Annotated in this window: 21 protein-coding genes; 16 read left to right on the top strand and 5 right to left on the bottom strand. The window is 46.6% G+C overall.

Going from position 1 to position 24,372, the window contains the following annotated elements:
- Nucleotides 1-57: 57 nt before the first annotated feature.
- Nucleotides 58-855, bottom strand: coding sequence for a nucleotidyltransferase domain-containing protein (locus tag HC752_RS07020; RefSeq protein WP_190334464.1), 798 nt, complete (start codon nucleotides 853-855; stop codon nucleotides 58-60).
- Between the two features lie 195 nt (nucleotides 856-1,050).
- Here HC752_RS07020 and efpL point away from each other — a divergent pair, with 195 nt between their 5' ends.
- Nucleotides 1,051-1,617 (top strand): elongation factor P-like protein EfpL, encoded by a 567-nt coding sequence (efpL, locus tag HC752_RS07015; RefSeq protein WP_190334415.1) that lies wholly within the window; start codon nucleotides 1,051-1,053, stop codon nucleotides 1,615-1,617.
- Between the two features lie 4 nt (nucleotides 1,618-1,621).
- Complete coding sequence (locus HC752_RS07010) at nucleotides 1,622-1,942, top strand: HI1450 family dsDNA-mimic protein (protein WP_190334414.1); 321 nt, start codon at nucleotides 1,622-1,624, stop codon at nucleotides 1,940-1,942.
- A gap of 155 nt (nucleotides 1,943-2,097) precedes the next feature.
- Here the strand turns inward: HC752_RS07010 and HC752_RS07005 are convergent, their stop codons facing one another.
- Nucleotides 2,098-4,407: an immune inhibitor A domain-containing protein gene (locus HC752_RS07005; protein WP_190334413.1), complete on the bottom strand. Its 2,310-nt coding sequence runs from the start codon at nucleotides 4,405-4,407 to the stop codon at nucleotides 2,098-2,100.
- A gap of 884 nt (nucleotides 4,408-5,291) precedes the next feature.
- On the opposite strand from HC752_RS07005, the gene HC752_RS07000 reads away from it, so the two are divergent.
- From HC752_RS07000 to HC752_RS06965, 8 genes are read left to right on the top strand one after another with little or no spacing between them, the layout of a single operon-like run.
- Nucleotides 5,292-6,671 (top strand): ABC transporter substrate-binding protein, encoded by a 1,380-nt coding sequence (locus HC752_RS07000; RefSeq protein WP_190334463.1) that lies wholly within the window; start codon nucleotides 5,292-5,294, stop codon nucleotides 6,669-6,671.
- A 56-nt stretch (nucleotides 6,672-6,727) separates the two neighbouring features.
- Nucleotides 6,728-7,681: a carbohydrate ABC transporter permease gene (locus tag HC752_RS06995; RefSeq protein WP_238930437.1), complete on the top strand. Its 954-nt coding sequence runs from the start codon at nucleotides 6,728-6,730 to the stop codon at nucleotides 7,679-7,681.
- On the top strand, nucleotides 7,678-8,532 hold the full coding sequence (locus HC752_RS06990) for a carbohydrate ABC transporter permease (RefSeq protein WP_190334411.1): 855 nt from the start codon (nucleotides 7,678-7,680) through the stop codon (nucleotides 8,530-8,532). The genes HC752_RS06995 and HC752_RS06990 overlap by 4 nt, the downstream gene beginning before the upstream one ends.
- Before the next feature lie 17 nt (nucleotides 8,533-8,549).
- A complete protein-coding gene (locus HC752_RS06985) occupies nucleotides 8,550-9,635 on the top strand; it encodes an ABC transporter ATP-binding protein (RefSeq protein ID WP_190334410.1) in 1,086 nt (361 codons plus the stop codon).
- Nucleotides 9,632-11,344: an IlvD/Edd family dehydratase gene (locus HC752_RS06980; protein WP_190334409.1), complete on the top strand. Its 1,713-nt coding sequence runs from the start codon at nucleotides 9,632-9,634 to the stop codon at nucleotides 11,342-11,344. Before HC752_RS06985 ends, HC752_RS06980 begins: the two co-directional genes overlap by 4 nt.
- A gap of 46 nt (nucleotides 11,345-11,390) precedes the next feature.
- Nucleotides 11,391-13,001 carry a GMC family oxidoreductase N-terminal domain-containing protein gene (locus tag HC752_RS25255; protein WP_202987889.1) on the top strand — a complete coding sequence of 537 codons (1,611 nt, stop codon included), beginning with the start codon at nucleotides 11,391-11,393 and terminating at the stop codon, nucleotides 12,999-13,001.
- Complete coding sequence (locus HC752_RS06970) at nucleotides 12,998-13,741, top strand: SDR family NAD(P)-dependent oxidoreductase (protein WP_190334408.1); 744 nt, start codon at nucleotides 12,998-13,000, stop codon at nucleotides 13,739-13,741. The genes HC752_RS25255 and HC752_RS06970 overlap by 4 nt, the downstream gene beginning before the upstream one ends.
- Nucleotides 13,742-13,753: 12 nt before the next feature.
- Nucleotides 13,754-14,470, top strand: a complete 717-nt coding sequence (locus tag HC752_RS06965) for a FadR/GntR family transcriptional regulator (protein WP_190334407.1) — start codon at nucleotides 13,754-13,756, stop codon at nucleotides 14,468-14,470.
- Between the two features lie 88 nt (nucleotides 14,471-14,558).
- Here HC752_RS06965 and rluB read toward each other — a convergent pair whose 3' ends face one another.
- From rluB to rnm, 3 genes are all read right to left on the bottom strand, one after another.
- Entirely contained in the window at nucleotides 14,559-15,485 is a 927-nt protein-coding gene (rluB, locus tag HC752_RS06960) for a 23S rRNA pseudouridine(2605) synthase RluB (protein ID WP_190334406.1), read from the bottom strand.
- Between the two features lie 128 nt (nucleotides 15,486-15,613).
- Nucleotides 15,614-16,234, bottom strand: a complete 621-nt coding sequence (locus HC752_RS06955) for an L-threonylcarbamoyladenylate synthase (protein ID WP_190334405.1) — start codon at nucleotides 16,232-16,234, stop codon at nucleotides 15,614-15,616.
- Entirely contained in the window at nucleotides 16,234-17,109 is an 876-nt protein-coding gene (rnm, locus tag HC752_RS06950) for an RNase RNM (RefSeq protein ID WP_190334404.1), read from the bottom strand. Before rnm ends, HC752_RS06955 begins: the two co-directional genes overlap by 1 nt.
- A 360-nt stretch (nucleotides 17,110-17,469) precedes the next feature.
- On the opposite strand from rnm, the gene HC752_RS06945 reads away from it, so the two are divergent.
- The 6 genes from HC752_RS06945 (at nucleotide 17,470) to trpA (ending at nucleotide 24,181) form a co-directional block, all read left to right on the top strand.
- Nucleotides 17,470-19,035 (top strand): anthranilate synthase component 1, encoded by a 1,566-nt coding sequence (locus tag HC752_RS06945; protein ID WP_190334403.1) that lies wholly within the window; start codon nucleotides 17,470-17,472, stop codon nucleotides 19,033-19,035.
- Nucleotides 19,036-19,040: 5 nt separating this feature from the next.
- Nucleotides 19,041-19,619 (top strand): aminodeoxychorismate/anthranilate synthase component II, encoded by a 579-nt coding sequence (locus HC752_RS06940; protein ID WP_190334402.1) that lies wholly within the window; start codon nucleotides 19,041-19,043, stop codon nucleotides 19,617-19,619.
- A 125-nt stretch (nucleotides 19,620-19,744) separates the two neighbouring features.
- Entirely contained in the window at nucleotides 19,745-20,743 is a 999-nt protein-coding gene (trpD, locus tag HC752_RS06935; protein ID WP_190334401.1) for an anthranilate phosphoribosyltransferase, read from the top strand.
- 5 nt (nucleotides 20,744-20,748) lie between these two features.
- Nucleotides 20,749-22,146: a bifunctional indole-3-glycerol-phosphate synthase TrpC/phosphoribosylanthranilate isomerase TrpF gene (trpCF, locus tag HC752_RS06930; RefSeq protein WP_202987888.1), complete on the top strand. Its 1,398-nt coding sequence runs from the start codon at nucleotides 20,749-20,751 to the stop codon at nucleotides 22,144-22,146.
- Between the two features lie 38 nt (nucleotides 22,147-22,184).
- Nucleotides 22,185-23,375, top strand: a complete 1,191-nt coding sequence (gene trpB / locus HC752_RS06925) for a tryptophan synthase subunit beta (protein WP_190334400.1) — start codon at nucleotides 22,185-22,187, stop codon at nucleotides 23,373-23,375.
- The gene (trpA, locus tag HC752_RS06920; RefSeq protein ID WP_190334399.1) at nucleotides 23,375-24,181 is read left to right on the top strand and encodes a tryptophan synthase subunit alpha; all 807 of its coding nucleotides are present in this window, start codon (nucleotides 23,375-23,377) and stop codon (nucleotides 24,179-24,181) included. The genes trpB and trpA overlap by 1 nt, the downstream gene beginning before the upstream one ends.
- Nucleotides 24,182-24,372 lie beyond the last annotated feature (191 nt).

The following is a 24,372-nucleotide window of genomic DNA, read 5'->3' as shown; positions in this document are numbered from 1 at the left end:
CGATAACAGAATCAAAAATGAGGTGACGCCCTCTATACGGGGAGAGGCGTGTCTCTCTTAACCAATTCGAAATTCTGTTTTTTCGTACGCTCTTACTAGCCACTTTCCATAGCCATCGAGTATTCCAATAATGGAACGTTTAGGCACTGGCTTACCTTGCAACAAAATGACAAGACGTTGAATTTCGACTTTTTTCTTTGGGTAATAGCGCAGAAATTGTTTCCCACACTCGACTGGGTTCTCTAGCCATTGCTTATCTTTGTACATAATCAACGAATAGCTTGCCCTAAGCAGTTTCTTTGCAATCACTTTTTGAAGGTAACGTATTTCAATATCTGCTTTCGCTTTTCCAATTTTTTCTCTGTAGAGCGTTACCCAGTCCCCTACATCCATGTTCCAATGCTTTGCAATTTCCCAGCTAGGTTCGAAATCACCAAAGCTTTGTGATAGATCCTCGCCATGAACACACACACAGCAGTGCCTAAGCATAAAGCCCCACGTGAAGATGCCATCTAAACTCAGAATTTCTGGCATCATACCAAACTGGAATTGAATTCCGGTGATCAAATGATTGTATTGTTTTGAGAATCGCCATTTGATGGTTTTTACTATGGTGTGTTCTTTATCAGAAAGCGGTCTTTGAGTCACGATAACGATATCGAGATTGGAATGCCCTACTTTTGCCGTCTTACGGGCAACACTACCGAAAATATAAACACTGTGCAGATTAGAAGTGAGCCCTCTGGTTAGGAAAGCAAGTACTTCATTAATGACCGACTGGTAGTCGGATTGAAAAGGTTGCGTAGGGTCGATAACCGGCAGTGAAGTGGTTGTGTTCAAAAGAGTATTCCGCATTTTTGAATGGAGTTTATATACCCAATCATCTTCGCCCAGCATGAGCATTCGATCAAGTCTACTCATGGAAATAATGCCAACTTACTCCCATCCCCTTAAACTGACGCGCTGAACCTAGCAATACACGCAGAAGCTAGCACCTTGAGGTAACTTGGGTATATAATTTCAGGCTATAGAAATAGTTAGGAATCCAATATGCCAAGGGCTAGCGAGTTAAAAAAAGGGTTTGCCATCATCTCAAACGGCAAAACACTGCTGATCAAAGACATTGAAGTCACAACGCCAGGTGGGCGTGGCGGTGCAAAAATCTACAAGTTACGTTGTACTGATCTATCCAATGGTTCTCGTGTTGATGAGCGCTTTAAATCTGACGATGTTGTGGATACAACCGACATCGCAAAACGCAATGTTCTATTCTCCTACATCGACGGTGATGAGTACATCTTCATGGACAACGAAGACTACACTCAGTTTAACTTTAAGCGAGATGACATTGCGGACGAGTTACTGTTTATCAATGAAGAAACTCAGGGGTTACAAGTCTTGGTCGTTAATAACCAACCCGTTGGGCTGGAACTGCCTTCTACCGTTGAACTGGTTATTGAAGAAACGGATCCTTCTATAAAGGGGGCATCGGCGTCTGCTCGTACCAAACCTGCCCGCTTTGCGACTGGTCTGACGGTACAAGTCCCTGAATACATTTCCACAGGCGATCGCATCGTTGTGCATACAACCGAGCGCAAATACATGAACCGAGCGTAATACTATGACCAACTTAATTTCTTTTGATGATGTCATCGATGCCGCATACGATATCTTCCTTGAAATGGCACCCGACAATTTAGAGCCAGCCGATGTCATTATTTTTACGGCTCAATTTGAAGAACGTGGTGCCGCGGAGCTCGTCGAAACCGGTGATGACTGGGCTAACCATGTTGGGTTCGATGTCGATAAAGAAGTTTACGCCGAAGTGAGAATTGGCTTGGTTAATGAAGAAAGCGACGAGTTAGACGATGTATATGCTCGCATGCTGGTAAGCCGCGATCCGGATAACAAGTTCTGCCATATACTTTGGAAAAGAGACTGATCGTTTCGGTGATAGTAAGCATTAACACAAAAGCCCGCCAACTCTATGTTGGTGGGCTTTTTTGATTACGTCTAGGTCAATAATCGATTGGCTTTAGAATTCTCTGTCACCCAAAACGCCCAGTGACTAAAAACCTCAGTGGCCAAAAACCTCCGTTACCAAAGCTTCATTAAGTTGACCGTTGCAGTGCTGCCATCTTCCGCTTGATCCACGACCTGAAGCACGATCCCATAGTGGGGGGTTAACCTACCCGTCGCTGGACGAATGGGGTTTGAGTAGTCTTCCCAATCTGCAAACATTGGGTTTGCTACAACATAGGGGTCGTCTAGCGTCAGTCCTTGCTTATCAACGAGGTGAATTTGCTGCCCTGTTTTAGAGTTAAACGCGGCATCCCGCACTTGGTAACGTGATGTCGCCGGTGTACCATCACTCCAGAACTGTGGATTACGATCCGCATCAACCACACCTAACCATCCTTCACCAGGGTGAGAGGCAACACCATTGTCTGTGTGAGAGGTATCGACATACCAAAGCACCAAACCTGGATCAAATGTCATGATATGGTTATTGCGGTTAATGTGTGCAAGACCTTTATCCACCCCTTCATGCTGACGCCACTCAGCAAGATAGTAATGATCGTGTTCAAAGCTGCCATCATTCCGTGTCATGCCATCTAGGATTAGCTCAGGCACACTAGACTCCGCATTGTAGTACGCCAAGGTTTGAGAATCTGCGCTAACCGTGACTTCATCAAACCAATACCCATTTTTCACATACCCACCATCGGTTAGATAGTTGAATGAAATGGTGACTGTTTGACCTACGTATGCGCTCAGGTCAAACGTAGCCTCTACCCAGCCGTTCGAAACGCCAGTAAACCCGATACCATAGCCAATTTCGTGCGGATCATAAGTGGTCGTAATGTTACCAGCAATAGGGGTTCCATTGACCAAAACACGACCAAAATCGTATTCGTCTTCGATGTCGTAATTCACCTTAAACGTCAACGCTGCCGATGCTGTATTTGGAATAGTCACATCAAAGTGCACATTGGTGTTTAGGTTGTCACCACGCTCAGAGTAGAACGACTGAGTCCCCACAACATCCATTAATTTCACGATTTTCGGCGGAAGGTTAATGCGCAAGTAGTCATGATTTGCGCCTTTTGAATTCGCCTGATCAAGTGTGACCGATTGTGGCACCGTATTAAGCTGGTTAAACTCCACCGTTTTACCGTGTAACCAATTCCCCCCTAAAGCGTTTTGTAGGAATTGTCTTGCCCATGGGCTAAAGCCAGTGGGTTCAGTACCAGGAATCAATCCCGCCCAAGAACCAGATGACATGATAGACCAGTAAGATACAGGCTCTCCTGGTGTGCTTCCCCACTCATCCTGACCATAAACCGTGTCATACTCATCTGGAAGACCAAGGTCGTGCCCATATTCATGCGCCGCAACACCTGCAGCCGCATCAATAGGCTGAATGGTGTAATCGTAAGCGGCCATTAAGCCACCCCAGTGAGGAACGGATGCTGACGTGCCTTTAATGGCAAAGACTTTACCCAAATTCCAACGGTGGGACCAAATGGCATCAGAACCAAGATGACCGCCTCCAGCCTCCTGCCCAACACCAGAATGGAAAATCATGATGTGATCGACTAAGCCGTCGGCTTCGCGGTAATTCCCATCGCCATCGAGATCGTAACGGTCTTCAAGATCATAATCGCTCAAGTTTACATTGGGATCAGCGGCAGCAGCCATCAGTGCTTCCCTAACCAAATCACGAGCGTTAACATCTTTCGTACTTCCCTGTTGGGCTCCGTAAAATGCGGCGGGATGCTGCGCTTTATACCATCCTGCAACCCCTCCAATTTGTGTATATGAACCCCCAGATTGCTGTTCATAAAATTGCACCATGGAAAGGAGGTTTTTGCCATTACTTCCCACATAACCACCTCGACCAAACAACATATCTTGGTAGTGTGAAGGCGTATAATCTTCGTAGTAATTTGAGGTTTCGTCTGGGGTCACCATATTGGCTGGGTAATCTGGGAACTCAATTAAAATCGCAAGAACTTTATCTTGAGTAATAGATCCCGCCCATTCATTTTCTGGTAATGCTCTCGCAATTGAAGGGGGTATATTGTGTGAAATATCAGAAGACATCAGCCCCAATAGTCGCTTATTTCTTTTTTCCTCGTAGTACGCTAATTCCCCTTTTTCAGCTTTTTGAACATGAATAGAAGAAAGGTATTGATAAAGTGCCCTTTCAGATTCTGTTTCATTGGCTTCTTTTGAAATAACACCGGTCTTTTTTAACATTGCGATCAATCTATCCTGATTAACCACGCCAAAATCAATACCGTGAGATGAAGGTGCGCTATGCGTGTTGGCAGAAAAACCAAGCAGCGAGCATAAAATACCTGCTACTACCTTTCTTTTTATTGGTAATACATGTGAACTCATTACAAGCCTTTTTTCCCTAATTATTTAAAACATATTTGCCAATTAATTTGGTCAAAATTCCATTTATTAAAAAGGCGATATATGGCCAACAAATCCATACCATTAAATTTATAGATTATTGAAAGTCCTATATATCTAAATCCTAAAATATAAATATAGAAATATTACAACCAGGATCTGATTTCATTAATTAATACAAAGGAAGAAAGCTGTCCACTTTAAATATTTCAATCATTTTCAATATAATCACACTATTAATTCAAATGTAATTATAAATATCAGGATTTATAATTGAGAAATGATGAATTTTTAGATTAAGCTATTTTTTATAAAAAGGCTGGCTATATTCACGGCGAGTTAAATATCGATTTAAATCATAGTTTTGAAGTAAAAAATCCTTTTATAATGACAAATTTAAATATAAGAAATGGAAAATTAAATACTGAACTACTATTTTTTTATTCACTTTTTACGAAATGCATGAAAAAGATCAGATTATTAAATATTCAATAGTGATCCCACTCAATTGAAATTAATAAAATAGTAATTCCAAATTAATAAGACAGGAGTTCTTACTGTCAAAGCTATTTAGCACCCCCTAAAATAGATATGTTATTACATAACATTTAATATTGAATGACTTCGTTGCAGTGAAATGCTGCCCCTGAAAAGCACTCGTTCGCTTTTTTGTCTCATTTCTAAAAATCTTCGATTTATCTCCAATTTGTATAAAAAAGTCAGTTGATCATTTTTTGTACAAATGATTAATATATCGTTAACAGTAATACTTATTTATTGTTAAGTATTACTTATTGATATGCATCAATATGCGTTTTGTGATTTAGCGGATGTAAGGAAAGCTCGTTAACAAAAGGAAATTTGAAATGGACCGTTCAAGCAACAAGTCGACTTCTTACCTGAAAGGTATGAACCGCAGAACTTTTTTAAAAACCTCTACAGCGGCAAGTGTCGCTTTGGCATTTGGATTACCCGGAATGACGTGGGCAGATGCCCAAGATCGTATGCTTTCGGCTTTCCTAGCCGCGGATGTGGATTGGAAGGCTCATGCCGGACAAACCATTGTTCTGGGTGCAATGGAACATCCTTGGGCACAAGCCATTGCCCCGATACTCCCTCTCTTCGAAAAACTCACAGGCATTAAAGTCAAACTTCAAAAACAATCCGAAACAGAATACGTGGGTGAAATGCCTGTGAAACTCGGAGCAGGATCGCCGGAACCAGATGTCATGATGGTGCATGCTTTGGGGCAATTCATCAGCTCTGGTTGGTTGGAGCCACTTGAAGACTACTACGCAAATACCGCGCTATTTGATGCCAGTTGGTATGACGCGGGGGATATCTTCTCCATGGCAAACGAATTCCCAGTTTGGTCTGATAAAGTTCGTTATAGTATGGCCGTTACAGCTGAAGCACAGACCCTATTCTGTAACACCAGCGCCTTCGCAAAAGCGGGGATAGAAATACCTAGCACGTACGACCAATTGTATAACGCTGCGATAAAACTCAAGTCCAATCAAATGGCGGGCATTGTCCTTCGTTCCAAATCTGATGGCACAGCGGGCACGTGGCCCTGTGGTGGTTTCTTGTTTTCTTATGGCGGTGAAGTCATCAAAGATGGTCGCTGCGTACTCGACAGCGACGAAGCCATTGCCGCCATTGATATGTACGGGCGACTACTCAAAGATGCCGGACCACTGGGCGTAGGAAATTACCATTGGTATGAAGTGTTGAATGATTTCTCGGCAGGCGCTGCCGCCATTGCCATGGACTCATCCAATTTCGCTACCGACTTCCAAAACCCAGAAAAAAGTCTGGTACACGATTCCACCACCTACGCGTCCATGCCTACGCATTTAAATAATCCAGCAAAAGCTAACATTTGGACATGGCAAGCAGGCATCAACCGACATTCCAAGAAAAAACAAGCAGCATTCTTACTGCTCATGTTCTTGAACTCCAAACCGGGGTGCGCACTGACCTCAGCCAACGGATTGGCGACCATCCGTAACTCCGCTTGGGATTCCAAAGCGTTTAAAGATCGTTTTGGTGCCGATGCCGCAAAAGCAGCGTTAGCAAACCTCAACTCTGGTGATGCCGAAATCTTCAAAGCCTGCTGGTTCCACCCTAAAGCCGCCCAAATTCTTGATGCGTGGGGCATCGCCATCAATGAAGTTGCAACAGGGGCAAAAACCTCAAAGTCCGCTATGACGCTTGCCACCAATAAGATCAACGATATTTTGTAATGCGCATAAGTCGCTTCAATTGGGTATGAAACACTGGAATATAGGATAAGGAAGGTATGGAAATGAAGGCAATGTTGTCAAAGGAAATGGCGCTGCCCAAGGCTCAAAAGCCGCCACGCTCAGCCAAAAAGCATCGAAGACGCTTCATTTTGGCGATGCTTTTGCCCGCTACTGCGGTTTTGCTTTTAACAACATTGTTTCCTTTCTTACTCAGCTTGTACTTATCCTTTACCGACTACTCACTATTGAATGCGGGTGAAAAGAGTTTTATTGGGTTCGGCAACTACAGTAAGTTGTTCCAATCCGATGAGTTCTGGTTCGCCACCAAGGTCACCTTGGTTTTCACCATAGTGGCAGTCTCTTTGCAAACCGTTTTGGGTGTAGGCATGGCTGCCCTTCTGCACCACGAATCCAAACAAGCGCCTTGGCTCCGGCTGCTGTTTTTGCTTCCCATCGCGATTACGCCCGTAGCAGCCACTTTTACCTTTCGATTGATGTTTAATCCTTCTTTAGGCGTATTGAACTACATGCTTACATCGATCGGACTCGAACCCAGCGCTTGGACGGCGGCACCTGAATCCGCACTGCTTTCTCTAATATTGGTCGACACCTGGCAGTGGACGCCGTTCATTTTACTGATCACCGCTGGAGGACTAGCCTCTTTGCCCTCGGAACCTGAAGAGGCAAGCGAAGTAGACGGAGCCAATGGCTGGCAAACGTTCTTTTATGTCACCTTACCTCAATTGAAACCCTACATTGCGCTCGCTTTATTATTCCGAGTGATCGACGCCTTCAAAACGTTCGACATTATCTTCGTTCTAACTGGAGGTGGACCGGGGATCACCACTCGTACATTGAATATTCTGGCCTATAAACAAGGCATCGAATTTCTTGAAATGGGGTACGCATCGGCTATTGCCATTGTCATGCTGCTCTTCACCTTACTCGTCAGTCAGGTTTTTCTCAGAAAGCTGGGGCTGTTCGACTTGAAAACAGGGAGCACATCATGAAAGAACGCAAAATGATCCTCAGTTCTATGATTGTTCGCCTTTTTGGCTCCCTATGGGCGCGTCGTGTTTTGTTGTATTTGTTTGCTCTTTGGTGCCTATTTCCGCTGTATTGGATTTTTTTAACTTCGTTGAAAACCCCAATTCAAGCCATGTCTCGCCCACCAAGTTTTTGGTTTGAACCCACACTGCAAAATTTTGAAAAAGTACTGAGTAATCCGGCCATTTTGGGTTTCTTCATCGACAGCGCCATCGTTGCCGCAGGTTCAACCGTGCTGAGCTTGCTGATCGGCGCACCAACGGCTTACATCCTTGCACGTTTCCATTTCAAAGGGCGTGGGGATTTTGGCTTTTGGATATTGAGTACTCGAATGACCCCTCCCGTCGCCATGCTGATCCCTTTCTTTGTTCTGTTTTATCAACTCGGACTTTTGGATACTCACATCGGTTTGATCATCGCGCATGTCGTGCTCAATTTGGCGATTGTCGTGTGGTTACTCCGGGGGTTCTTTTCCGAATTACCTGTAGAGCTGGAGGAAGCCGCCTACCTAGATGGAGACACGTATTTCAGTGCATTTTTTCGGATCACGTTACCCCTTGCCCTACCAGGGCTGGCTTCCGTTGGTATTTTAATTTTCTTACTGTCATGGAATGAGTTTCTTTTTGCCCTCGTGCTTGGGGACAGCGAAGTACGAACCGTGCCAATTGGTCTCTACGGCTTTATTGGGTACCAAACCATCCGCTGGGCAGAATTGTCTGCGTCTGCGGCACTGATGATTGTTCCAATCATTGTTTTCATCGTCATTTTCCAGCGTCACCTATTAATAGGTCTGACGATGGGGTCATATCGTTAATGTTTTAGGAGCTACTGATGACACAAGTTTCGTTAAATGCCGTCAAAAAAGAGTGGTCTGGAGTCAAGGCTGTCAATCAGTTCGACTTAGACATTGCGGAAGGGGAATTCATTGTTCTGCTGGGTCCTTCTGGGTGCGGTAAAACGACAACCATGAGAATGATCGCCGGTCTGGAAACGCCGACATCCGGTGAAATCCTCTTTGATGATACTGATATGACCGATCGTCTACCACGAGACAGGAACATCGCCATGGTGTTTCAGAATTATGCGCTTTACCCCCACATGACGGTAAGAGATAACATCGCCTATCCCCATAAAATCGCAGGCATGGATAAGTCAACTCGCTATCAAAAATCTCTCTACGCAGCAGAAAAAGTGGGGTTGCTGGAATACCTAGACCGCAAACCTAAAGCCCTATCGGGAGGCCAGCGTCAGCGGGTTGCACTTGCCCGAGCCATTGTTCGTAACCCATCGGTATTTTTGATGGACGAACCGTTGTCTAACTTAGACGCGCGGCTACGTGTCGATATGCGAGCCGAGATCAAGCGGTTACAGCGTGAAATGGCCGTCACCATGATCTACGTAACCCACGATCAAATTGAAGCCATGACCTTGGCAGATCGAGTGGTCATTATGTCTTCTGGTGAAATTCAGCAAATTGGTACACCTGATGAAGTCTACGACAACCCTGCTAACCTGTTTGTCGCCGGCTTTTTAGGTTCTCCTTCAATGAATCAAATTCAAGGTCGGATTCAAAACCAATCTTTCCAAACCAACGCCGGAAACCTGCCCGCGCATGGCATAGAAGACAACACCGCCGTGGTGTTAGGCATAAGACCGGAAGATTGCACCCTATCCACCGAGCCCTGTCATCTAACAGGAAACGTCTACGCTGTAGAACCCACCGGAGATTCCACACTCGTAGTGTGTAAAGTGGATGAGCAATCCATCACCTTAAAAGCCGACAAGCATTTCCGACCAGATTTGGACACGGATATCCATATTCAGCTCAATCCAGAACGCATTCTTTACTTCGATAGCCATACGGGGTTACGGCTACGTGGCAGTGCTAACACCAACAGCTTGGGAGCCACAACATGAAAAAGAGACGATCCCAAGCTTGGTTCGGACCAATGGATAAAGATGGGTTCATTCATCGAAGTTGGATGAAGAATCGTGGTGCACCAGACGACATGTTTGATGGTCGCCCTGTTATTGGTATCTGTAATACTTTTTCCGAACTCACCCCTTGTAACGCGCATTTTCGAGAGCTGGTTCAAGAAGTAAAAAATGGCGTGCTCGAAGCGGGCGGCTATCCATTAGAGTTTCCCGTATTTTCATGTGGTGAATCGAACCTTCGCCCCACTGCGATGCTGTTTCGCAACTTAGCTTCAATGGACGTCGAAGAATCAATTCGCGGTAACCCAATCGATGGTGTCGTGCTCATGGCGGGCTGTGACAAAACCACCCCTGCACTATTAATGGGCGCAGCCAGTGCCAATTTGCCGACCATTTTGGTGTCTGGTGGGCCAATGTTAAATGGTCGATTTCACGGAGAAACGCTCGGGTCAGGCACCGATGTCTGGCGTTTTTCAGAAGACGTCAGAGCAGGAAAGATCGACGTGAACACCTTTATGGATGCGGAGTCTGCCATGTCTCGATCCGCTGGGCATTGCAATACGGTCGGCACAGCGTCAACCATGGCCGTCATGGCGGAAGCTCTTGGTGTCACTTTGCCTTACAACGCCACTTATCCTGCTGTGGATGCCAACCGAGCTCGAATTGCTCGGCTTTCAGGCAGGCGCATAGTCGGCTTGGTTGAAGAAAATTTGTGCTTAAATCAGGTGTTAGTTCGAGACGCGTTCTTAAACGCAATTCGAGTCAATGGTGCCATTGGCGGCTCCACCAACGCCGTTATACATTTGCTCGCGATTGCAGGACGCGCCGAGGTTCCCTTGACTCTCCAAGACTGGGACGAATATGGTCGCGACATTCCTACCTTGGTCGACTGCTTGCCGAGCGGTCGCTTTCTTATGGAAGATTTTTGCTACGCTGGCGGTGTCCCTGCGGTAATGAAACGCATTGAAACCTCGTTGAATTTAGAGGTTATGACCGTAACGGGCGAGGCATTGAAACACAATATTGAATCGGCACAATGCTACAACGATGAGGTCATTCGCCCATTACATCGCCCTCTCGTTGAGCAAGGGGGCATCGCCATTTTGAAGGGCAACTTAGCCCCCGGAGGCGCCGTACTAAAGCCGTCTGCTGCCACACCAGAATTGATGAATCACCGTGGCAAAGCTGTCACCTTCTCGAGTATTGAAGATTTCAAAAATCGAATCGACTCACCTGATCTGAAGATCGATAAAGACGCCATTCTGGTGCTAAAAGGCGCCGGACCAAAAGGCTATCCTGGCATGGCAGAAGTGGGCAATTTACCTTTGCCTAAAAAACTTCTGGAACAAGGTGTAAGAGATATGGTTCGAATTTCGGACGCAAGAATGAGTGGCACAGCGTTCGGCACGGTAGTACTGCATGTAGTGCCAGAATCGTCGGCTGGTGGCGCTATAGGATTAGTGGAAGACGGAGACATCATTGAACTGAATGTCGAACAACGCACCCTGCATCTAGAAGTGTCGGATGAGGATTTGCAAAAGCGTCGAGAACGTCAGGTTATTGAACCTAGCCTGATAACCAGTGGTTATCAAAAATTGTATATCGACCATGTTTTGCAAGCGGATCAGGGGGCGGATTTAGACTTTTTATTGGGATGTCGCGGCGCAGAGGTGCCAAGGGAAAGCCATTAATTAGGAAATGTTGGTCATACGAAAGTAAGCCATTAGGAGAGAAAGCGTGACGGATTACATTATTGTTGGCGGAGGCAGCTCGGCTTGTGTCGCAGCCAATCGCTTGGTGAAAAAGTACGGTGCAAGCGTATTAATGCTAGAAGCAGGCTACCCAGATCATCACCCACTTTTTAGCATGCCTGCTGGTTTTATTAAAATGTTATCAGGTTCCAAATACCTGACTTTTCATCATACCCAACCGCAGCCACAACTTAACGAACGCGTACACGATATCCCACAAGGTAACGTGCTTGGCGGAGGCAGCACGGTGAACGCAATGGTCTACATGCGTGGATGTGAAGAGGACTACAGATGTTGGCATCAGGCTGTTGAAGGCGATGGCTGGAGCTATCAAGACGTTCTCCCCTACTACATTCAGCAAGAGGGGAACCAACGCCTTAATAACGACCTACACGGTATAGATGGGCCACTGAAGGTATCGGATCCTGTTCAAGTCTGCGACATGAGCTTTTTGTATCTGCAAACCATGCAAGCCATGGATGTTCCCCTGACACTGGATTTCAATAAAGGCGATCAATTTGGTACGGGGCTCATGCAAACCACAACGTACAAAGGTCAACGTTGCTCCGCATCAAAAGCGTTCCTTTCTGACATTAAACACGAGAAAAAATTTGAATTACGACTTGGTGCTAAGGTGACGCGAGTTCTCTTCTTGGATAAAACAGCCATTGGAGTGGAGTATCAATATAAAGGGCAAACCTACACAGTCAAAGCCAAGAAAGAGGTGTTGTTGGCCGCAGGGGCCATAGTGACGCCACAGCTATTAATGCTATCGGGTGTGGGAGACAAACAGCACCTAACCGAACACGATATTGATGTGGTGCACCATCTTCCTGGGGTTGGACAAAATCTGCAAGATCACCATGAAGTTCCCGTTGTTGTCTCAACCAAAGAAAAGCTGGGGTATTTTGGTGAAGATACAGGGCTAAAGATGCTCAAAAATGGTCTGCAGTTTTTGCTGCTGGGCAATGGACCCGTTGCCAGCAATGGGTGCGAAGCTTGTTCCTTCATCAACCCCATCACTCCTGAAGCCAGACCCACCATTCAACACTATTGTGTACCAACCGTATATTTAGACAGAGATGTGATGGATGTCGAACCCACGCACGGCGCTACTTTTAATGCGTGCGTCATTCGTCCTAAGTCTCGTGGTAGGGTTCAACTCGCTTCTAAACACCCGCATGACAAACCCATCGTCCATTCCAATTACCTCAGCCATCCTGATGATATGGCTGTGCAAGTCGCTGGCTTTAAATATTCACGGGAGTTACTCAAAAGACCACCTCTTTGTGACGCTGTGAAAGAGGAAATTTTCCCCGGTCCAAACTGTGTGTCGGATGAGGACATCATCGCGCACTGTAAACGAACCGTTAAAACGAACTATCACCCAGTCGGCACATGCAAAATGGGGGTGGAAACGGATGAAGCAGCCGTAGTAGACAGCCACCTTCGCGTGTTCGGTGTAAAAAACTTGCGAGTGATCGACGTATCAATTATGCCAATAATCATTAGCGCGAATACGAATGCCCCTGCCATGATGATAGCGGATTACGCGATTGACCGAATGATGGGCGGATCAGCAAGGAGTTCATCATGACGGTTGACTACCCTGATTTAAAAGGCAAACACGTTTTGATCACCGGAGGAGCAACAGGGATCGGACGTGCATTAACGTTGGCTTTTGACCAGCAACGCTGCAAAGTCAGCTACTTAGACATTAATATGGAAGCGGGTAATGCGCTTCAGCACGAACTCAAACAGGGTCGATTTGCTTGCGTCGATATTGGCGACGTATCCGCGATGAAAGAAGCCATTTCCAAACTGGAAACCTCGTTTGGACCGGTAAATGTGCTGATCAACAATGTTGCCAATGACCAACGACACTTATTGTCTAACTTAACCGTTTCCGATTGGGACAACCTCATGAACGTTAACCTTCGATCTTACTTTTACAGTGCACAGCATGTACAAGAAAGAATGAAAATAACCGGAGGCAGCATCATTAACCTGTCGTCAATCAGCCACTTGCTTGGGATTTCGGGGTATCCTGCCTATTCTACCGCCAAGGCAGCGATTCACGGACTCACAAAATCCCTTGCACGTGAACTTGGAGAATGGAACATACGAGTCAATACCCTCACCCTCGGCTGGGTAGCGACAAACAAACAAAAGCGACTCTGGCTCACCGAAGAGTTGGAAAAAGAGTGGCTGAAAAACCAATGCATAAAGCAAATGGTGACACCACAAGACATTGCCAATGCCGCTTTGTTTTTAGCATCAACCACCTCAGCAATGATAACAGGGCAGTCTCTGGTAATCGATGGTGGACGAACTTAGGATAACAAGACATTGACCAAAAAGCAGTTTTTACATGAGCACGTCGCGACCGAAATTGGCCAACGTGTTGTAAGTGGTCGTTACCCTCCGGGCGTAATGTTTGGAAATGAGCAAGATCTTATTGAAGAGTTCAAAGTTTCAAGAACCGCCGTCCGAGAAGCCATTAAGGTATTGAATGGCAAAGGCATGGTGGAGTCTGTGCCAAGGTTGGGGTTAAGGGTTCGCCCTACCTCAGAATGGCACATGCTCGACAGTGAAGTGCTCTCTTGGGTGGTGAAAAGCTCGTTGAATAGCGATTTAATCGTTGAACTTTACGATTTGAGATTGGCCTTTGAGCCTAGAGCCGCTTACTTAGCCGCGAGCCGATTTTCAAAAGACGACGACATTGCGATGCGTCGTACATTACAAGGCATGACGTTATATTTGGATGACGAAGACAGAGTAAGACATGACCTAGCCTTTCATTGCGCCATTCTCGATGCAACCGGAAATCGGTTTTATCGTTCTCTTGGTGACATGATATCCGTGGTGCTACAGCATACCTTTCGACTTGCTCAACAAGATCTGGATGACGAATCGTGGGTAGAGGAACACAAAAAGGTGTACGACGCGATTGTGGCTGGCAATGGTCCACTGGCGAGTGATTTAATGTCGTCTCTGCTGGAAAATGCCTTAAATGATCTAAAACAAGCGACGCGCACGACCTTAGACGCTTCCCCAAAATTATGACGACCTGTTTTATCAAAATCTCCCTTTTAGACAAGACAAAGAAAAGCCTCGCACAGTGGCGAGGCTAAACATTCATTGCAACCGAGGCTTAACCTTGGCGGTGAGTCGATTTTGTTGGCTTCACTGGCTTTCCAGGCTTACGTCGCTGGTTGCTTCTGCCTGCGGGCTTACTCACACGCTCTTCGTGACGCTTCACCGCACGTCGAATTTTCTGACTACGTGAGCGATCACGGTTACGAGATGAGTTATGTGGATCAATCAAGGAGGTTTTCTCTGGTTGAAGCTCTACCATTTCTCTCAAGTAGTTGACTTCTTTCAGCTCTAACTCCATCCAACCGCCACGAGGCAATTTCTTATCTAAGAAAATATCACCGTAACGAACACGCTTAAGTCGGCTAACGGTTGGTCCTTGAGATTCCCATAAACGACGAACTTCACGGTTACGACCTTCATTGATGACGACGTAGAAAGTGTGGTTCATACCTTCACCGCCAGCGTATACGACATCTTCAAAGCGAGCCATACCGTCATCAAGCTTTACGCCACGCACCAAGTTCTGAATCATTTTTTCGGTGACTTCACCAAATACGCGAACAAGGTATTCACGATCAACCTGACGAGAGGGGTGCATCAATCGATTGGCTAACTCACCATCTGTAGTAAATAACAACAAACCAGAGGTATTGGCATCAAGACGACCAACCGACACCCAGCGAGCACCTTGAATTTTAGGTAAACGGTCAAATACCGTACGGCGACCTTCAGGGTCGTGGCGAGTACAAAGCTCACCTTCCGGTTTGTAGTAGGCTAGTACACGACAAACCACTTCTTCCGATGCTTTTACGGATACGTTATGTCCGTCAATGCGCACTACCGCATTTTCATCTTCCAAGCGTTCGCCAAGTTTAGCAACGATACCGTTCACGCTAACACGCCCAGCTTTGATTAACGCTTCGATCTCACGACGTGAACCATGCCCAGCACGCGCTAAAATTTTCTGTAACTTTTCGCTCATTTATCTACCTATGTGTCGCCTTCACAGACGTCGAGTGCAAAATTTGATGCCACCGATTTGGTGGGCGCGTATTATCGCAGAAATCCACCATAAAAATCTAGAGGCCGTTTCCCTTACGAAATGGTTTCTTACTCAAATGCCGTCGGATCGCCCGCACCAATACGAGCAATAACAGGGTCGCCGTCGCTAAAATCAATCACCGTCGTGGGTTGCTCGCCCAGATAGCCACCACTGAGAATTACATCTACAACGTGTTCTAGCTTATCGCGGATGTCTTCAGGATCCGATTCTGCCACGTCGCTTCCCGGCAAAATCAATGTTGTCGACATTAAAGGTTCCCCTAGCGCTTCTAACAGCTCTAATGCAATCACATTGTCTGGAACACGGATACCAATGGTTTTTTTCTTTGAATTCATCAAGCGGCGAGGTACTTCTTTGGTGCCCTTGAAAATAAACGTGAAAGGACCAGGAGTATTGCTTTTCAAAAGTCGAAAGGCCGTATTATCAACTCTGGCGTAAAGTGATAGCTCTGACAGGTCACGGCACAACAACGTAAAATTATGTTTGTCGTCCAGTTTTCGGATTCGACAGATACGATCCAGCGCTTGCTTATTTTCAAGCTGGCACCCAAGGGCATAGCCAGAATCGGTTGGGTACACGACAACACCGCCATTGCGAATGATGGCAACCGTTTGAGTAATTAAACGTGCTTGCGGGTTGTCAGGATGAATGTAAAAAAATTGGCTCATTAATTTTCCTCGCTTACGAGCTCTTCGGCTCTTGAGTGTGGGGTGAGTCCCCAGTCTTTCCATACTGGCTCAACGCCAGCGGGCAGCCATAAATTTCTTCCCAGCTCCATCCACGGTGAGGGGTAATGGAAGTCAGATCCTTGGGAAGCTAATAGTTTGTATTGTATAGCATAATCTGCAAGATTGCGTCGCTCTTGTTGCGCCTGTCGCGGTTGAGCCACTTCCATGGCGTCACCGCCTACTTCGCAAAACGCGGTAATTAAGCGCTTTATCCATTTCGCCGTCAACTGGTATCGTCCTGGATGTGCCAGAACCGCTTGCCCGCCGGCTTGATGAATAACATCAACCGCTTCGGAAATTGAGCACCAAACAGGCGGGACATACCCCGGATTGTTGCGTGTAAGGTATTTTTTGAATACTTGCTGCATGTTTTTCGCGTAGCCGTTATCCACTAACCATTTCGCAAAATGAGCTCGCGTTAGTGGTGCGTCTCCAGCGATGGCTCTTACGCCTGCTAACACCCCTTCTTGGGTAACTTTTTCCAGTCTTTGTGCCATCAATTCAGAGCGTTCAACCCTTCTCTGCTTTTGCTCGTCGATCAATGTTTGGAGAGCGGCGTGTTCTCTGTTTACACCTAAGCCGACAATATGAATGTCTTTGTTTTGCCAAACCGTTGATATTTCAATCCCGTCAATCAACGTGAGTGGTAAAGCATTTTCTCGAATGTACTCATGTGCAATAGGCAAACCGTCAACCGTATCGTGATCGGTGATTGCAAGGGTATGCAGTCCAAATTCGATGGCTCTGTCTACCAATTGTGAAGGTGACAGCCTTCCATCCGATGCGGTGGTATGGCTATGAAGATCTATTTTCATATTTGTGCTTGACTTTTTTCCCTTGCACTAGTTAACTAGTACACTATGATGGATTACGCATTAAGGTTGCTCATGTTACAGGAAATTAACTCACAACATAACGACAAAGTAACAGCAGACAATGTTGCCGTTGCTTCGTGGTGGCGTGTGTGGTTAAAACCTACGCGGGCTATTGCGTTAACCTGATTTATAGAATCTTAAAGAAATAGCCCGCTCACTGAGCGGGCTTTTTCGTTTTGTCGACTGACTCACATTCAACCGAACAATAATGCAGCAAAACAACGCTTTCCAAGATTGGGGCGCAGAGTTGAATGTGCGAGTATGTATTTTGAGAAACGTGTTTAATCAAAAGGAGGTCTTGTGAATAAGGCCATAATGATAAAAGAGAAAGGGCAAGTCACACTCCATCCAATGTCCGTGCCTTACAGCGAAGATCCTACGCGCCTTTTTCAGGTGCTTTGCTCAGAAAAAACCAACAGCCTCTTACTTGAGTCTGCGGAGATCGATTCCAAAGAAAACCTAAGCAGTTGGTTGCTAGTGGACGCCGCTGCTCGCATTGTTTGCCGTGGTCATCAAGTGGTGTATGAAGCCCTCACGGAAAACGGTCGCCATTTGATTAAACGCCTTTCAACCAATTTACACCCTGATGTCGAATTTACCTTAAACAATGATAGCTTGGTTTTAGATTTCGAAGAGCCCGATACCAATTTGGACGAGGATAGCCGCTTACGCGAAGCGTCCAGCTTTGACGCGCTTCGTCTTGTTCAACACAGCTACGACCTTAAAAACAAAGATAAGCACACGATATTTATGGGTGGGTTGTTTGCCTACGATCATGTAGCCAACTTCGAACCACTCGGTCACGCGGAAGCCACCAATGCCTGTCCAGACTACGTATTCTACGTGGCAGAAACCCTTATGGTGGTGGATCACCAAACTCGCCAATGCACCGTTCAAGCAACGCAATTTGATGGCGACCGCTCAACAGAACAGACGTTAAAAGCACGTTTAGCGGATATTGCCGAAAAAAGTCACGAGCCTGCGCCGTTAAAAGAATCCCAAAAACTGACAGACGTCAGCGCTGTACCTAGCATCTCTGATGAAGAGTTCTGCCAAACCGTGACCAACTTAAAAGAATACGTCGTAAAAGGTGATGTCTTCCAAGTGGTTCCATCGAGACGCTTTACACTGCCTTGCCCTTCACCATTGGCGGCATACAAAGAACTGAAGCGCAGTAATCCAAGCCCGTATATGTTCTACATGCACGATGCGCTTTTCACTCTATTTGGTGCCTCTCCAGAAAGCGCTCTGAAATACGAAACCACCACCAACCAAGTCGAAATTTACCCAATTGCAGGAACACGTCCGCGAGGAAAAAGACCGGATGGCGGCATCGACTTCGATCTTGATAGCCGTATAGAACTTGAACTGCGTACAGATATGAAAGAAAACGCCGAACATATGATGCTGGTCGATTTAGCGCGGAATGACGTCGCCCGCATCTCTGAAGCTGGCACAAGGCACGTCGCCGATTTACTGAAAGTTGACCGTTACAGTCACGTGATGCATTTGGTGTCTCGGGTCGTCGGTCAATTGCGTGAAGATTTAGACGCCCTGCACGCCTATCAAGCTTGCATGAACATGGGTACGTTGACGGGCGCACCTAAAATTCGTGCCATGCAACTGATCCGTGATGTGGAAAAAGCACGTCGCGGTAGCTACGGAGGTGCCGTTGGATACCTGACTGGTGAAGGGGATTTGGATACGTGTATCGTTATTCGTTCCGCTTACATCGAAAATGGCATTGCGCAAGTACAGGCTGGCGCTGGCGTCGTCTACGACTCTAACCCTCAGGCCGAAGCCGATGAAACTCGTGGTAAAGCACAAGCGGTTATTTCAGCCATTCAAACGGCGCATAAGGAGTAAGGAACATGGCGAACTTAGTATTTGTAGACAACTTTGACTCCTTTACCTACAACTTGGTGGATCAATTTCGATCACTTGGTCACCACGTAACGATTTATCGCAATCACATTGCCGCTTCTGTCATTGAAGACGCCATTAGCAAATTAGACAAGCCCGTTGTCGTGTTATCACCAGGGCCAGGCGCACCTTCTGAAGCGGGCAGCATGCCAGAATTAATCCAACGCCTAAAAGGTAAAGTACCCATGATTGGTATCTGCTTGGGCCATCAAGCCATTGTTGAGGCTTATGGCGGCACAGTCGCTGGGGCGGGTAACATCGTGCACGGAAAGGTTTCCATGATGGCACATCACAATCATGCCGCTTACCATGGGTTGCCGTCGCCTATCGCAATCGCAAGATACCACTCTTTAGTCGCAACATCGGTACCCGATTCGCTGGAAATCACAGCGGAAGTCGACGGGCTTGTCATGTCCGTGGTAAATGAAGAAGATAAAGTCATTGGCTTTCAGTTCCACCCTGAATCGATCATGACCACTCAGGGCGCAAACTTGTTAGCCAACACCATTCACTGGGCGCTGGCGTAGTAAAAACAAAAGAACATAGTAAGAACAAAAGCCCGTGGCGAGAAAACAGCACGTAGCGAGAACAAAAGAAAATTACGGATATTCAGCCTTGCAGTCAAAGTCAGGGCAACATGAAGGAAGAATTTATGGAACACATTATAAACAAGCTCTACGACCAGCAATCACTGACGAAAGACGAAAGTCAGCAGCTTTTTGATGTCATTATCAAAGGCGAAATGGATCCTATCCTGTTGGCGGCTGTTCTTACTGCTCTGAAAATTAAAGGGGAAACGCCAGACGAGATCGCGGGGGCAGCGTCAGCATTGCTCGACAATGCCAATCCTTTCCCACGCCCAGATTATGATTTCGCTGATATTGTTGGTACTGGCGGCGACGGTTCTAACACCATAAATATTTCAACAACCGCAGCGTTTGTGGCTGCCGCGTGTGGGGTAAAAGTCGCGAAACACGGTAACCGAGGCGTTTCCAGCAAATCTGGCTCGTCTGACTTACTGGACTCCTTTGGCATTAATCTCGCCATGAGCGCTGAAGACACGCGCAAAGCGGTGGATGATTTGGGTGTGGCGTTCTTATTCGCACCCCAATATCACGGTGGTGTTCGCCACGCGATGCCTGTTCGTCAAACCATGAAAACTCGTACCATCTTCAATATTCTTGGCCCTCTGATTAACCCAGCTCGTCCAAACATCGAATTAATGGGGGTATACGATGCCGCACTGGTTCGCCCTATCGCGGAAACAATGGTGCAAATGGGCATGAAACGTGCTGCCGTGGTTCATGGCAGCGGCTTAGATGAAGTGGCAATTCACGGTGACACATTGGTCGCCGAAATCAAAGACGGTCAGATTGAAGAATATACTCTTTCCCCTGCTGATTTTGGTGTAAATACGCACCCATTGGAGGCCATTAAAGGTGGTGAGCCTGCTGAGAATCGCGCCATTATCACCGATATTTTGACGGGCAAAGGTACAGAAGCTCAAGTGTCGGCTGTTGCGGTTAACGTTTCTTTACTATTGAAGCTGTTTGGGAATGACGATCTGAAAGCCAACACTCAAAAAGCCATCGAGGCGATGAATTCTGGCAAAGCGTATGAATTAGTAAAACAATTGGCAGAGAGAGGCTAAACACAATGTCTGAGCACATTACCAAGCACAATCGAGACATGGCTCAAGTGCTAGCAAAAATTGTTGATGACAAGCATATTTGGGTGGCCGAACGTAAGAAATCTCAGCCTCTAGAGACTTTTCAATCTACGTTAGAACCCTCTGATAGAAGCTTCTACGACGCCTTATCGCAAGATACATCCGCGTTCATTTTGGAATGCAAAAAGGCATCCCCTTCCAAAGGGCTTATTCGAGCGGATTTCGATTTAGACTACATTGCCTCAGTGTATAACAACCACGCCAGCGCCGTCTCCGTTTTGACCGATGAGAAGTACTTTCAAGGCAGCTTTGATTTCTTACCTCAAGTCAAAAAGCAAGTATCTCAGCCCGTATTGTGCAAAGACTTCATGATAGACGCCTATCAGGTGTATCTGGCTCGCCACTATCAAGCAGACGCGATTTTACTGATGCTTTCAGTGTTAGACGACAACCAATACAAAGCGCTTGCCGAGGTCGCGGACAGTTTGAACCTCGGTATTCTGACCGAAGTCAGCAACGATGAAGAACTTGAAAGAGCCATTGCCTTAAAGGCGAAAGTGGTTGGGATCAACAACCGTAACTTGCGGGATTTATCCATCGACTTGAACCGCACAAAGGAGCTGGCACCCAAGCTACCTGAAGGCACCATTGTGATTTCTGAATCCGGCATTTATAACAATCAGCAAGTCCGTGATCTTGCACAATACGCGAACGGTTTCTTGATCGGCAGTTCATTGATGTCCGAAGACAATCTTGAACTGGCTGTTCGTCGAGTTTTACTGGGCGAAAACAAAGTATGTGGGCTGACTCAGGTAGACGATGCAGCAAAAGCTTACCAAGCTGGCGCGGTTTACGGCGGTCTGATCTTCGTTAAAAAATCCAAGCGATACGTCGATGCAGACAAAGCTCGCAGAGTCATGAGTGGTGCACCGCTTCATTATGTGGGTGTTTTTCAGAATCATTCCGTAGAGAATATCGCCTCCCTTGCCAATGACTTGGGGCTGGCAGCTGTCCAGCTTCATGGCAACGAAGACCAAACATTTGTGGATACACTGAGAACGACCCTCTCTGATCAATGCCAAATCTGGAAGGCATACGGTGTAACCGATGAAGCGCCTCAGCTTTTAACCCAACACGTCGACCGACACCTTTTGGACTCCAAGGTGGGCAATCAATCTGGCGGTACAGGGGTCACATTCGATTGGTCGCTCATTGGTAAAGAAAAGAACATTTTGCTCGCTGGCGGGCTTTCGCCAGAAAACGTAAGAGACGCCGCGAATCTTGGTTGTCTTGGATTGGATCTGAATTCTGGTGTAGAAAGTGCTCCAGGTTATAAAGATCAAACCAAACTAACCCAAGCATTTAAAGAAATTAGACACTACTGATCACAAACGAAAAACTCGTTTAAAGTTAAGGAATTATCATGGCAAAACTTGATGCCTACTTTGGAGAATATGGTGGTCAGTATGTACCACAAATCTTGGTGCCTGCGCTTGAGCAATTAGAACAAGCGTTTATCGATTCACAAGAAGACCCCGATTTTCATGCCGAATTTATGGGGTTGTTGCAGGAATACGCTGGCCGCCCAACCGCTTTAACGCTCACTCGTAACCTAACTAAGGGAACAAAAACCAGACTGTACCTTAAACGTGAAGACCTACTTCACGGTGGCGCGCACAAAACCAACCAAGTGCTGGGCCAGGCATTGCTTGCCAAGCGTATGGGTAAAAACGAAATCATTGCGGAAACGGGTGCGGGTCAGCACGGTGTGGCAACCGCATTAGCGTGTGCGCTACTCGGTTTGAAGTGTCGCGTATACATGGGTGCAAAAGACGTAGAACGTCAAAGCCCTAATGTGTTCCGCATGAAACTCATGGGGGCAGAAGTGATTCCTGTGCATTCGGGGAGCGCCACACTGAAAGACGCGTGTAACGAAGCGTTACGTGACTGGTCGGCTTCTTACGAAACCGCGCATTACTTGTTAGGAACGGCAGCGGGTCCTCACCCATTCCCAACCATTGTTCGTGAGTTCCAACGAATGATTGGTGAAGAGACCAAAAATCAGATCCTTGCTCGCGAAGGTCGCTTACCAGACGCGGTGATTGCTTGTGTGGGTGGCGGTTCGAACGCCATTGGCATGTTTGCGGATTTCATCGAAGACACTGATGTGGGTCTTATTGGTGTTGAACCGGCAGGGTTAGGCATTGATACCGATCAACACGGCGCACCACTGAAACACGGCAAAACGGGGATCTTCTTCGGTATGAAAGCCCCTCTCATGCAAGATGAACACGGGCAAGTGGAAGAATCTTATTCTGTCTCGGCAGGTTTGGATTTCCCATCAGTCGGTCCTCAGCACGCGCACCTTAATGCGACAGGCAGAGCTGAATATGTTGCAATCAGCGACGATGAAGCATTAGAAGCCTTCCAGATTCTAGCTCGAAATGAGGGGATTATTCCTGCGTTAGAGTCCTCCCACGCACTGGCTTATGCTCTGAAAATGGCGCACGACAACCCAGAAAAAGAACAACTTTTGGTTGTGAACTTATCCGGTCGTGGTGATAAAGATATCTTCACTGTTCACGATATTCTAGAGAAAAAAGGAGCGCTGTAATGGATCGTTATCAAGCTATGTTCGCCCGCTTGGCTGAAAAAAACCAAGGCGCATTGGTTCCTTTTGTCACTGTTGGCGATCCAAACCCAAAGCAATCTCTGAACATCATGGAAACGCTGGTTGAAGCAGGCGCAGATGCCCTTGAATTGGGCTTCCCGTTCTCCGATCCGCTGGCGGATGGTCCAACGATTCAAGGAGCGAATATCCGCGCTTTGGATTCAGGAACCACACCCGATATCTGTTTTGAAAGCATTGCGGCAATTCGCAAGCAGTACCCAGACTTACCCATTGGTTTGTTAATGTACGCCAACTTGGTGTACGCCAACGGCATCGAGAGTTTCTACAAACGTTGCTCAGATGCTGGAATTGACTCTGTGCTGATCGCCGACGTACCAACCAATGAAAGCAAAGAGTTTGTAGAAGCCGCGCACAAACATGGCATTCACCCTATTTTCATCGCACCGCCAACCGCATCCGATGAAACGCTTCAGCAAGTGTCTGAACTGGGCGGCGGCTACACCTATTTGCTTTCTCGTGCCGGTGTAACAGGAGCTGAAACCAAAGCAAATATGCCCGTGGGAGACATGATAAGCAAACTGTCTCATTTTAACGCTCCGCCAGCACTACTTGGCTTTGGTATTTCTGAGCCTGCGCAAGTGAAAGAGGCGCTGAAAGCAGGGGCGGCAGGTGCCATTTCCGGTTCTGCCGTCGTGAAGATCATTGAGGCAAACCTAAGTGACGAATCGGCCATGTTGTCGGCTCTTGCTCACTTTATTGAACCAATGAAAGCAGCAACGCAAAAATAGTCAAACGAGACAATACAGAGCAATTCGACTCACTCTGGCGGCAGCTCCCTCTTCATAAAACAAAAACGCAACATTTGTTCTGAATGTTGCGTTTCTTTTGCGCCATCTATAATGGTTTTTCTTACACTCGCTTAAACCCAGATAAACAACCTCTCTCACATTCAAGGCAATCGTTTGCTTTTGAGATGGGT

The organism is Vibrio sp. S9_S30 (assembly GCF_014694455.1).
Classification (GTDB): domain Bacteria; phylum Pseudomonadota; class Gammaproteobacteria; order Enterobacterales; family Vibrionaceae; genus Vibrio.
Note: the sequence above shows the minus strand (reverse complement) of the source record. Positions and strands in the feature narration are given on the sequence as shown.